The sequence below is a fragment of the candidate division TA06 bacterium genome (assembly GCA_004376575.1).
Classification (GTDB): Bacteria; Hydrothermota; DG-26; order E44-bin18; family E44-bin18; genus E44-bin18.
In genome coordinates, this window is record SOJN01000115.1 from 1 (window position 1) to 12,214 (window position 12,214).

General features: G+C 50.5%; 10 protein-coding genes. 6 read left to right on the plus strand and 4 right to left on the minus strand.

Features of this window, described 5'->3' with window-relative positions; all coding sequences use genetic code 11:
- The first annotated feature begins 155 nt into the window (after positions 1-155).
- The gene (locus tag E3J62_09610; protein TET44652.1) at positions 156-1,451 is read left to right on the plus strand and encodes a hypothetical protein; all 1,296 of its coding nucleotides are present in this window, start codon (positions 156-158) and stop codon (positions 1,449-1,451) included.
- A gap of 47 nt (positions 1,452-1,498) precedes the next feature.
- Positions 1,499-3,640 (plus strand): hypothetical protein, encoded by a 2,142-nt coding sequence (locus tag E3J62_09615; protein ID TET44653.1) that lies wholly within the window; start codon positions 1,499-1,501, stop codon positions 3,638-3,640.
- 32 nt (positions 3,641-3,672) lie between these two features.
- On the opposite strand, the gene E3J62_09620 is transcribed toward E3J62_09615, so the two are convergent.
- Complete coding sequence (locus E3J62_09620; GenBank protein ID TET44654.1) at positions 3,673-4,407, minus strand: hypothetical protein; 735 nt, start codon at positions 4,405-4,407, stop codon at positions 3,673-3,675.
- Between the two features lie 369 nt (positions 4,408-4,776).
- Between E3J62_09620 and E3J62_09625 the strand changes: the two genes are divergently transcribed.
- From E3J62_09625 to lptG, 4 genes are all read left to right on the plus strand, one after another.
- Positions 4,777-5,427, plus strand: coding sequence for a PEGA domain-containing protein (locus tag E3J62_09625; protein ID TET44655.1), 651 nt, complete (start codon positions 4,777-4,779; stop codon positions 5,425-5,427).
- A gap of 429 nt (positions 5,428-5,856) precedes the next feature.
- Positions 5,857-6,399, plus strand: a complete 543-nt coding sequence (locus tag E3J62_09630; protein ID TET44656.1) for a hypothetical protein — start codon at positions 5,857-5,859, stop codon at positions 6,397-6,399.
- Positions 6,400-6,947: 548 nt separating this feature from the next.
- Positions 6,948-8,225 (plus strand): YjgP/YjgQ family permease, encoded by a 1,278-nt coding sequence (locus E3J62_09635; protein TET44657.1) that lies wholly within the window; start codon positions 6,948-6,950, stop codon positions 8,223-8,225.
- Positions 8,212-9,285 carry an LPS export ABC transporter permease LptG gene (lptG, locus tag E3J62_09640; GenBank protein ID TET44658.1) on the plus strand — a complete coding sequence of 358 codons (1,074 nt, stop codon included), beginning with the start codon at positions 8,212-8,214 and terminating at the stop codon, positions 9,283-9,285. The genes E3J62_09635 and lptG overlap by 14 nt, the downstream gene beginning before the upstream one ends.
- A 1-nt stretch (position 9,286) precedes the next feature.
- Here the strand turns inward: lptG and E3J62_09645 are convergent, their stop codons facing one another.
- From E3J62_09645 to E3J62_09655, 3 genes are read right to left on the minus strand one after another with little or no spacing between them, the layout of a single operon-like run.
- Complete coding sequence (locus E3J62_09645) at positions 9,287-10,063, minus strand: hypothetical protein (protein ID TET44659.1); 777 nt, start codon at positions 10,061-10,063, stop codon at positions 9,287-9,289.
- Complete coding sequence (locus E3J62_09650) at positions 10,056-11,093, minus strand: DNA recombination protein RmuC (protein ID TET44660.1); 1,038 nt, start codon at positions 11,091-11,093, stop codon at positions 10,056-10,058. Before E3J62_09650 ends, E3J62_09645 begins: the two co-directional genes overlap by 8 nt.
- A 10-nt stretch (positions 11,094-11,103) precedes the next feature.
- On the minus strand, positions 11,104-12,132 hold the full coding sequence (locus tag E3J62_09655) for a polyprenyl synthetase family protein (GenBank protein TET44661.1): 1,029 nt from the start codon (positions 12,130-12,132) through the stop codon (positions 11,104-11,106).
- Positions 12,133-12,214: the final 82 nt, after the last annotated feature.

Sequence of the window (12,214 nt, forward strand, 5' to 3'; positions counted from 1 at the left end):
GTTCAAACGTTCAACGTGGTTCAACATTGAACAACCTTGAACAACAGTTGAACGTTTTGAACAAGTTGTTAGCCTGGTGCCGATCGCCGGAATTCAGGTTGACGGAGCGCGAGGCAGGTGGTAGAATGCCCCTCCGTCAATTGTGAGGTCCATGCATTGGAGGATCGTCAATGAGGCTTTATGAGTATGAAGCCAAAAAGGTCTTTCAAACTATGGGGATACCTGTTCCCAGACAGTATGGGGTAATACATTCTGTCAAGGACCTGGAAGGCCTGGATCTGGAGTTTCCCCTTATGCTAAAGGCAATGGTTCTTGTTGGTGGAAGGGGCAAGGCAGGTGGAATTAAGAGAATAAAGGACCTGGCTGAGGCAAAATCAGTAGCCGAAGCTCTTCTGTCAATGAAGATCAAGGACTATTCTATTGAGACAATTCTTGTTGAAGAGTGCCTTGAAGAGAAGGCCGCATGTTACATCGGTGCGACCATGGACCCTTCAAGCTTCAACAATGTGGTGATCGTGAGTGCATCAGGCGGTGTGGATATTGAAGAGGTTGCCAAGAGCCAGCCAGAAGCTATCATCAAGGAAGAACTGACCGGCAACGACAGAGAACTCCCTCCAGAGCTAGCAAGTGGGTTAGCTCTAAAGCTTGCCGAAGGTCTTGGGGACTCCGGCCTTGCTGACGGTCTGAGCAATACCATTTCCAGTCTGTATGCAACTTACCAGAAGTATGATGCCAAAGTCTGCGAAGTGAATCCACTTCTTGTAACTGAGAAAGGCCTTGTGGCAGTTGATGCAAAGCTGGTTCTTGATGACAACGCCTTATACAGACAGGCTGACCTTTTCAAGATGCTAGGGCTTAGCGAGAGGCGACACGATGTGGCTGAGCCCACAAAAAATGAGCAGCGGGCAATGGCAGCCGGGTTTCCCTATGTCGATCTGCTTCAGGAAGATGTAAAGAAGGATCCGGAAAAACTGTACGTTGGTATTGTTCCAGGCGGCGCGGGATATGGCATATTCTCAATAGATGAGGTGGCAAACATTGGCAGAAAATACTTCGATGGTAAGGTGGTGCCGGTAAATTTCATGGATTCAGGTGGTGGACCTCCCCAGGGCAGGGTTGCTGAGATGTTCCATCTGTTGATGGACTATTCTATGGTGGATGTGGTCATCACCTCCAGATTTGGTGGCATCTCAAGCTGTGACGTTTTTATCCGGGGGCTCATCCAGTGTCTGCAAGAACGCCATGAGAAAAAACAGCGGGTTCTTCCGGTATACGGGAGAATGGTGGGCACTGATCTTCCCAGCGCTCACGCGTACCTGGAAAAGGCCAGATCAGACATGCCTGAAATACTAAAAGATCTGCACATAATAATCGGCAATCAGAAGATAATGGCAGAGGTGATACGAGAGGGACTGGAGAAAACCTTCAAGGCCCGACGGGCTTCCCGCTGAAAAATGCGAGGGTCCCCACACGAAGGGAGATTGGAACGGGAAATGTGATGAAGAGGCTGCCTGCTGAAAAAGGTATGTTTCACTACCTGATAAGCAAAGTAAGGTCTGATACTGGCCGGACTATTGAAAAGTCGGGCACGATTGAGACGGTAGTCGTTGGCTTGGGCGCACAGGGAACGAGGCACGCCGGATTGATGCAGGAGTTTGGTACGAATGTAACCGCGGGAATTGCGCCCGGCAGGGGTGGTACGAGAATCCACGAGACGATTCCGGTCTATGATACTGTCAAGGACTGCCTGGAGGAACATCCCAATATTGCTGCTGCCAGCATATGGCGGCACTATTCGACGGCCAAAGATGCGGCAGTTGAGGTTATTGAGTCGGGCATACCGGTCGTGGTTCTTATCACCGAGGGAATTCCTCTTCGTGATGTGAGAGATATCCTCGTGGCCGCCCGAAGAAAGAACACTCTTTTGTTGGGAGGAAATACGCCCGGCGTCATATTTCCTCCAGAAGGGATAAAGATAGGGATGCTGCCCAATGTCTTCTATCCCGAGGAAACTTCGCCTGACGTTTTTGGACCGCACGGGGTCACCATAGTCTCGCGCAGCGGTGCGATCCTTTATCACATGTCGGATGCTCTTGTCAGTGCCGGCATCGCACAAAATGCTGTTCTGGGAATTGGCGGCGACGGTGCAATTGGGTCGACCTTCCGGAAGGTCGTTCCGCTGGTCATGGGATATGAAAACACTGAACTGGTTGTCCTGGCAGGAGAGATTGGTGGGAATATGGAGGAGGTTCTTGCAGAGGACATAAAGAAGAACCGGCACCTTTACTCCAAACCTCTCGTTGCAATCATATCGGGAAGACATGCTCCTGAAGGCAAGACAATGGGCCACGCCGGCGCAATAGTCTCACCCGGTCAGGCATATGGAACCTTCGAATCAAAAAGAGCGGCTCTTGAAGGAGCGGGCATAGATGTGGTCAACAGCCAGTATGAGCTAATAGATGTGGTGAAGTCGAAGCTTAAGGGTAAGAAGTATTTTCAGATTGAGAGATATTATGAGAAAATGAGAGAGATATGGGAGGCTAAACCCAGGAAGCGGGGGTGGGGTACTCTCATCACGAAGGTTGCACCCAACACCCTGATCGTTTCAGGATACCTTCTCCAGGATCTTATAGAGAAGGCGAGTTTTCTTGAAACGGCTCATCTACTCATCAAAGGCGAACTTCCTAACAAAGAAGTTCTGGAGAAACATAGAAAGAGAGCATTCGAAGCATCTCAGATTGAAGCGCCTGGTATTTCGTGGTTGGATTCAGACGACATATCAAAGACTCTTGCCGCGTTTCTTCTACTCGATAGGCACGTGGCTCAGTTTCCACAGGCCGGCAAAGACGGCCCTGTACAAAAGGCAGTCTTTGCTATCGGCCGTTTTGCACGCTACCTGGCTAGAAGGCTGTGCACAGAGTCCGCGCTGGACGGAGCAGATGCGGATGAACCGTTCTCATCCATTATGTCCAGGGCGGTGTCCGGCAAGGACATTGCTGATCCAAAGTATGCCCGTATGCTCGAGGCGATGATAGTTGCGAGTGTTGACCATGGGGTGACTCCGCCCTCTGCACAGGCAACGATCATAGCTGCTTCAACCAGAGCGACCTATGAAGTGGCTGTTGCGCATGGCATCGGCGCGATAACAGACGTGCATGGTGGAGCGGGCGCAAAGGCTGCGGAGTTTTTCAGACACTGCACGGGGAAATCGCGACAAGAAGGGATTCCAATTGAAGAGGCAACTCATTCCCTAATGAGCGAATATGTCAAGGCGGGAAGGCGCATCGAGGGGATGGGCCATCGTATTCACACTGAGGATCCCAGGCGGGATGCCCTGTGGAAACTTGCCCAGGATTGTGAAGTCGAAGGGGACAGTGTAGCCGTGTCCAAAATAGCGAGCACCGTTTTTGAGCAGGTGAGGGGGATGAGTCTTCCTATAAATGTTGATGGAGTCATCGGTTCAATTGTAGCAGACATGGGACTGGGTTCTTCTGTCGCAAAAGCATTGTTTGTATACGGTCGCTTGGCGGGTCTTTCAGCACACTACTTTGAGGAAATAGCCACTCAACCGCAGATGCGGAGAATCAACTTTGCAGAAGCAGTGTACAGGGGTAAGGAACTGAGAGCCTTTCCTGCCTAGTGGCGATGAGTTGTTCGGTTTCGAGACTGCAACTAGCGCCTTCGAGACCGTGTTCTTTTGCTGCTCCATATTCCAATACCCAATTTCGCATAAGTGCCGGCAAATGTGGCCGTGGGCGATCCGAAAATGTCAAAACCAGACGCCTGCCAGTTGCTTTCAAATGGGAGCCAGATATAGCCTGTTCTCATGTTGAGACAGATTCCTCCTACGGTTCGCCTGGTCTCCATCAGTTTCAGTCTGTAATCGGCGCCCACGGAGAAGTTGAGTGCAAAGGCGCCGAACCCGGGCTCCTCCCACTCCGGAAGAATCTCTTCACCAAAATAGAAATCATAGTAGTCCCTTGAATGAACTCGGAGCTTTACTCCTCCTCCGCCGATACCGATCAGAGGGTAGATGATCAGGCTGCGGGTTGCAACAGGGACAACTCCCAGGTTGAGAAACCCATATCCGCCCTGAATCTTCGCCATGGCATCCGGACCTGTTGCGCTCTGCCAGAATGCAGCACCTTCACCGCCTATGAGCATTCGTTTGCCCAGCCGAAAATAGCCAGAACCGCCAACGGTCCTGGTCACGTCGTCGAAGGCGCCCGCGCCGTTTTTTGAAAGCTCTCTGTTCACACCGGAGAGATCGATGCTGTGTAGACCAAATTCAAAACTTCCAGAGAAATCCATGGGTGGCGGATGACGCATGAATGCCTGTGCCGTTTGGCCAATTGGAAAACAGCTCAGGAGTGAGAGAAGAATGACTTTCGTAGCTGTGTACCGCATGTTGACCTCCTTATGTGAGTTGCATCCATGAGAGTCAATAATCAAGTGTCGTGCCAAGGTTGGAAGGTTTTCTTTATGTTCCTTTGCTGCAATAGGTTACAGTGGAGCATCTCTATCGGGCTTCAAGGTTGCGGGCACAGAAAGCGTGCAGCTCACGTTGGTTGCCTGCACGACTTTTGTGCATTCTCATGGGGACCCCGTGAGACGAGCGGCCGTCGAACGGCCCGGGCGGGCGGGCGTGAACTTTTGAATCTTTGAACCTTTGAACTCTGCAACCCTGGAATCCTTACTTGGCATGGTGCTCCGTTGATGCTGGTTTTGTGATTGCGGATTAGGCTTGACCTGGAGGGTTTTGCGATTTAAAATCATATGGGTAGCGGTTTGGTTGGGAAAGTGAAAAGGAGTGAAGAGATGGTGAGACCAGAGGGACGTGTACTTGTCGTACTGTTTCTTTTGGCAATGGTTGCTGCGGGGTGTTATACGCCCCAGGGCCAGAAGCCAGTAGTGCTGCCTCAAGGGTTTGTGACCGGCAAGGTATCCGATGAAGAGACGGATTTGCCGCTGGCAGCGGAGATAACGTTTCCCCTCGACCCATCTCTGGGAGGCGTGGTGAGTGACCCTGAAACAGGTATTTACAGGCTAACGCTTCCTGTCGGAATACACCGGCTCCATGTGGAAAAGGATGGTTACAGGTCGTTTGAAGCTCCTGTGGATGTGACTGAAGGAAGAACCATACTCAGGGACATCTCTCTTAAGAGGAAGCATGTTGCCAAAGGCACCGTCACGGGCAGAGTGACGGATGCAAGGACAGGGTTGCCCCTTGGAGCAATGATAACCTTCCCTGGCACGGCTGTTCCGGCAACTGCCAGCGACCTCCGAAATGGGATCTACAAGACTACCCTGCCGCCGGGAACGTATGTGATAACCGTAGTAGCACAAGGTTATCTAACCGTTTCCTCGCCAGTTGTAGTTCTGGACGGCGCGTCAGTGATCCAGAACTTTGAGCTGAGAAGAAACTAATCGTTCGACAAACTTCCTTCGACTACTCTCAGGACTGGCACGACGGGTCCTTCGACACTGTTCAGTATAGACCGAGCGAAAAACAGAATAGTCTAGCTTAACATGATGTGAGCAAGGGACCGCACCTATTGTGCGTTGCGGTCTCACAGTTAGTCCCCTCCCAGTATTTCCCCACAGGATTATCTCCTAGAGAGAGGAGGTGAATTAGTATTGTCCTGCTTAGTCTCTCTTGCTGAGACGGAGTCGAAGCTTAGAGGGTCTCGATCCCGAGCGTAGCCCCGCCTGTCCTTCGCGAAGTCGGAGGGAGTCTATCGAGGGGCGAAGTCTAGGGAAATTAGTCCTGAGCCGCAGGCGAAGGGAGCGCATTGCGGGACGAAAAACCTAGCAGACGATATAGACTGTCAATCTCCAACAACCTAAGGAGGATAGATGAATCAGGGCAAAGCTGACGACAACGGCGGCTATGAGTTCTCTGATCCTGAGCTTGAAAGGTTGCTCAAAGCTGCTGAAAGAACACTGCAGCCAAAAGTGGCTGCGATAAACGGCGAGGATGAAGAGGTTCTTGCCGCGAACAAGCGCTATATTGGTTCTCACGAAACACTTCCGGCAGACTATCAGGCCCTCGCAAAAGAGGAACTGATCCGGATGGGCAGGGAGTTGCTTGACAGAAGCACACCGATTCGAAGAAAGGAAACCGTGCTCATGGTTCTTGCCCACAACGGATGTTGGGAAGCTCTGAAGCCGCTTGAGGACTATGTCAGGAACCCGGACCCGGAGCTCCGCATAATTGCTGAGCTGGCATTCGAAGAGTGCAGGTTCTGGTTCGAAGAGGACCCCTATGGAAGAGATCCGGACGAACAGGTCTACATGGGTTTTGAGCCTGAGAAGCCGTGTCCCTGCGGCAGCGGGAGACTGTTCAAGGAATGCCACGGGACGCTTCCCTACGGCCCCCCTACGGGGCAATTGAAATAGCGCCATGCCGGGCTAGACCGAGCCATAAATAACTCAATGCAGAACTCAAAATGCAAAATGGAGACACTCAAACCGACGATGTAGAAGCGTGGCCTGCCCTCCGTAGCTGAAAAAGAGTCACACTGTCGGTAGACAGGGTAGGCTATTTTTCATCCTGCCTGCTCCGTTTCTCGCGAAGCGAGACACACGGGGCCTGCCTGCCCGGGCCGTTCGGCGGCCGGGCGTTTCACGTCCCCTCGTTTCTCGTGAAGCGAGAGACACGGGGAGGCCGGAAGGGAAGGCCGAAGGGCCCCCTGAATGCCTGTCCTACATGACTACATCGCGCAAAGGAGGGCTTCCCTGCCCTATGGTCTTTGTGATCTGTAGGGGCGTATAGCCCTTCGACTCCTCTCAGGAGGCCGTGAAACGGCCCGGACAGGCCTTACGCCCCTACTGACTACAAACCGCGAATTGATTACGGCAACGTGGGCTTTCTATTCCATCTTCTATTTTCCAGGGGTGAAAAAAATCTTGTTTTGAACCTATTGCGGTCTTAAACTCTATACACCATGCGGATACTCTACTCATACATTCTGAAAGAGCACATTCGCCCCTTCTTCCTGGGGCTCCTCGTCCTCACCTTCATACTGATAATGAACAGAGCATTTGAGCTTGTGGACATGATCATAGGGAAAGGGTTAAGCGTCGTCATAGTCTCTGAGATTTTCTTCTTGAGTCTGCCATTCATAATTGCCCTCACCGTCCCGATGGCCGTACTAGTAGCTGTGCTCATGGCTTTCGGAAGGCTGTCCCATGATCAGGAGATCGTAGCCATGAGGGCAAACGGTATCAGGCTCGCCTCAATCATGACTCCCGTTCTGATTGCATCCTTCATTCTTTCACTACTGATGGTCTCCTTCAACAACAGAATCCTACCCGAGTCGAATCACAAGGTGAAAAACTTGATGATAGATGTTGCCCGCAAGAAACCCGCCTTCAGAATCAAAGAGGGTGTCTTCATGTCTGCCATGGACGGGTATAACACTTTGATAAAAAAGATTGATCAGAGGACTCAGAGGCTTTTTAACATTGTCATCTGGGAGACAAAGTCTGGTATGCTGAGGGTAGTTTCTGCTCCGGCGGGGAGAATGCAGTCGAGTAAAGATGGGACAATTCTCAGTCTTGAACTCTATAACGGTGAGATCCACGAACTTGACCAGTCTGATCTGTGGATTTACAGGACTCTCTCTTTTGAGAAACACCTTTTGAACATGGAGGTGGACGCTAAGCTGACAAGGAAGGAGAGGTCGCACCGGAGTGATAGGGAACTGTCTGCGCTTGCAATGAGGAAGAGAGTCGACAAAATTAATGAGAAGATACAAGCCTCATTAGAAAAGGTGAAAGAATATGAGACGGACGGTTCTCCAAAAGCTCTTGGTGAGAGGGACCTTGAAATGCGGAGGGTTGAAGGGAAGAAGAGGGAGAGGAACCGCTACCTGGTTGAGATACAAAAGAAATACTCCATCCCTTTTGCCTGTGTTGTTTTTGTGGTGCTGGGGCTTCCGCTGGGGGTTGTTGCAAGAAGGGGAGGAGCCGGAGTAGGGTTTGGTGTTGCCATACTATTCTTTGTTCTCTATTACATAGGTCTGGTTTCCGGCGAAGAACTGGCCGACAGGGGCATACTGTCGCCCTTCGTCGGGATGTGGGGTCCCAATGTTCTGCTTCTTCTGGTCGGCATGTATCTTTTTGTGCATGTAGAAAGGGAAATTCCATTTGTGGAGTGGAGATGGGTCGGGAGACTCATTCACCTGGTCGAAAGGGTCTACAAAAGACATGAGAATACTTGATAGATACATCGTGAAAGAATTCATGAAGGGCGTGCTTCTCAGTCTATTTGCGTTTGTTTTCATCTACTGTGTCGTCGACCTTTTCGAGAAGTTGTCGGGTTTCATCGACAAGAAGGCAAGCATAATAGCGATAGGAAAGTATTATTTTTATCAATTGCCGTCTATCGTCGCACTGTTATTGCCCATGGCTGTTCTCCTCTCTTTGTTCTTTACTCTCGGCATCATGGTGAGGAGAAACGAGTTGGTGGCGATCAAGTCTGCGGGGGTCAGTGTCAACAGGATACTCTGGCCGCTCATCATAGTGGGATTTGTGCTTAGCCTTGCAGTATTCGGAATAGAAGAAGGGTTGGCCCCGGTCGCGAACAGGAGAAATGACAGGATAAAACGGGTGGAACTGGACAAGCTTCCAGCTATTGACTACAAGTACAGGAGAAATATGTTCTTCCTTGGCTCGGGCGGACGCATGTACTTCGCAAAGATATTCGATGGTAGAAAGAAAGAACTGATTGAACCTGTCGTTCTGCAGATCGGTCCCCAGTCTACCATAGTCCAGAGAATGGATGCGAAGAAAGCAGTCTGGACCGATGGGGGATGGAAGTTCGAAGACGCTGTTATTAGAGGGTTCAATCCAGAGACTGTGAATCGCTATCGTGAGATTGTGATGCCCGAGCTCAGGGAAACTCCCGAGGACTTCAGCAAGATCAGGGAAAAGCCTGAGGACATGTCCTACTGGTCCTTGAGAAAATATGTCAGGGAGAAGAAGAAAGCAGGAGAGGACGTTCTCAAGGAGACTGTTGAGCTGAACATGAAGCTCTCTTTTCCGGCTATCAATCTGGTCATAGTCCTTTTTGGTGCGCCCATAGCTGCCAGCATCAGAAGAAGTGGTGCTGCCGGAGGATTCGCTGGAAGCCTTCTCATAAGTTTTTTGTACTGGGGCTTCATACAGATAGCGAAAGCGCTGGGCTATTATGGATCTCTGCCGCCAGTTCTGGCTGCTTGGGTGAACAATGTTTTCTTCGCTGGATGCGGGCTTGTGCTACTCTGGTGGGCGCGCCGTTAGTCTATACTCTTTCAACCTCCTCCACTTCGCGATACCACTTTTTCTTTTCCCCCACCTTAGCTCTCAACTTCCAGACTAGGCTCTTTTCCTTGGAGCCGATGGCGTTTTCGAGACTGCTTATTCCGTCCAGCGCCCGCTGCCTATCAGCATCCACCTTGATGTACTTCGGAAGAAAACTTCTCAGTTTGCCCAGATTTCCAGTGACAGTGCGCCACAGGCCCCAGTCTCGTGAGCAGAGCTCCGAGATGTATCTTGAGTTTATGGCTTCTTCGTCTGTCCCCGCTACGGGATGTTCGCGGAAGAGCATCACCGAGTCTATCAGGTCCTTCGCGTTTATCTCGACGATCTGGAGTTTTTCGAGAAGAAGATCTGCGACGGAGATTGTTGGATAATCAACGGTGAGCCTTCTGGAGAAATCGATATCATGGCAGAATTTGAGCTTGTCGAAGAAGACGTCCGAGTGAATCTGTGAGTTGGGATAATAGAAGATTCTTCGCTCTCTCCCGAACAGTTTCATCACCATCTCGTTCTCAGAGCATCCCAGGTCATGGAAGAGCCTTTGCACTTTGGGAGCCTCTCTTGAGAGTGACGCGAAATCTATGTCAGTCAGTATTCTCCCCAGAGAGTACTGCATGAATTTGTATTTGGGGCAGTGCGATCTGAATGCGATTGCCCCAAGGAGCCTCAGGGTGACTCCCCTTTTTTTTGCCTCTTCCATCACTCCGTTCGCTATCTTGAAGAATTCCTCTTCTTGTTTCTTCAGTTCATCTTCAGTCACTTTTCTCTCCGTGAGCTAGTTGCTTTTCTGCTTCGCTCTTGTCTTCTATGGAGGTTATGGTTTCCAGTCTGTCTGTGAACCTGCCTAGCCTCCTGTCTGCGTTCTCAAAACTCTTGCCGGCGTGAGAAAGGTGTCCTCCAATCTTCTGAAAGTCCTCTGAAAACTTGACGAATTCCTGCGAGAGATGTCTCAGGTTGTCAAGAACTTCTCTTATGTTTTTTTCGACTCGCATCCCCCGCAACCCCAGGACTATGGCCTGAAGGTAGGCATATAAGCTGTTTGGAGAAACTGGTATCACTCTCTGGGCAAGGGCGTGAGCATTGAGTGACTTGTCTTCACCCAGCTGTTCGTCTTTGATTATGGTTTCATAGTAGATGTTTTCAGCGGGTATGTACATCAGGGCGAAGTCAAATGTTCCTTCATCAGGCAATATGTACTTCTTTCGGATTGCGTCCACGTGCTTCTTCACATCGGTCACGAACTCCTTCTTATGTCTCTTTCTCTCTTCGTCATTTTCAGCAGTAGTAATCCTTTTGAAGTTCTCCAGCGGGAACTTGGCGTCTATTGGTACCATGGCCTCCCCCAGCTTGATCACCGCGTCCACCCTCTCCCCACTTTTGAACCGGTATTGAAGTGCGAAGTTTTCAGGCATGAGGATCTGGCCAAGCAGATCGCCGAGAAGGAATTCGCCGAAGCCGCCCCTCAACTTGGGGGCTCGGAAGATGTTCTGCAGCTCCTTGACATCCTTCCCCACCTCCAATATCCGCTCCGTCTCTTTCTCCAGTTTCCCCAAACCTCTTTTCAAGTCACCTACAATATTTGTAGCACTCACAAGCCGGTTGCTGACCTGCTCTGACATCTTTGCGATTGCCTGATTCAGCGATTTCGCGGTGTCGCTCACCTGTTGTTGGAGCATCAGCATTGCCTTGTCTTCACCGCTGGCCCGCCGCATCTCCTGCCAGGTTCTTTTGTTGTCGTAGATGCTGTAGACGACAGCAAGCAAGACGATAAGAGACAGACCTATTGCCACCCAGACCACTCTACTTGTCCCTCGACACTACGAAGTCGATCAGGTCTCTGATCGTTTGTTTTTCATCTGATTCAGGGACATTCGAGAACACCTCATCAAACTTGACTCTGGCACTGCGGGCGAACTCGCGTGCTTTCTGACGGGCATGGTCAATCGAACCACACTTGTTCATCATATGCAGTACGAGCTGAACATCCTCTTCTGTCATTTCACTCCGGGGCCTGCTTATTGCCGTTTTCAGTTTCTCCCGCAGATCTGGTCCGCAGTTCTTCACAGCGTGAATCAAAGCCAGAGTTCTCTTTCCCTCTCGAATGTCTCCATGTATCTCCTTTCCATACTTCTTTTCGTCGCCGATTAGGTTGAGTAGGTCGTCTTGAATCTGGAATGCTAAGCCCATATCGATTCCGAATTCCTGAATGGAGTCGAGGAGTCCGTCATCTGCGCCGGCTATTATGCCTCCAAGTCTGAGAGGTGAGATACACGTATACCATGCAGTCTTCTTTTTGCACATCGAGTAGTAGCTCTCCTCGTCAAGGTCAAACCTGTTACTCTGATTCCAAGACAATTCGATGTGCTGCCCCTCAGTGGTTTGATTGATCATGTGGAGGAACTCTCCAAATATCCTGAATGTGACTTCTTCTCCCAGAGCCTCCCTGTTTCTGAGCAGAATCTCCCACATCCTGTTGTTCAACGCGTCCCCAGCATTTATGGCAAGAGGTATGCTGTGCTTTAGATGGAGAGTTTGTTCGCCTCTACGCATGTCAGAACCATCTTCGATGTCGTCGTGAATTAAGACCCAGCTCTCAAAAAGCTCTATTGCAACGGCAGTATCAAGGCACAGATTGGGGTTCCCGTTTAGCATCTTGCAGGAGAGAAGACAGAGGGTTCCCCTTATCCCTTTCCCTTTCCTGCTTGGATAGTCGAGCATCATGTCATACAGGTTGTCTATTTCAGGGTCATCGTGGCTCGAAGGGAGCGCAGAGAAAATCCTCTCATCCATCTTCTTCTTGTTCTCAACCAGTAGCTTCTCTATATCCATATTCACACTCCGGCCTTTGCCTTCGATACTCTACCACACTGACACCAGCAGTCAAAGCGAAAAACGAAATAGGCCCATGCCT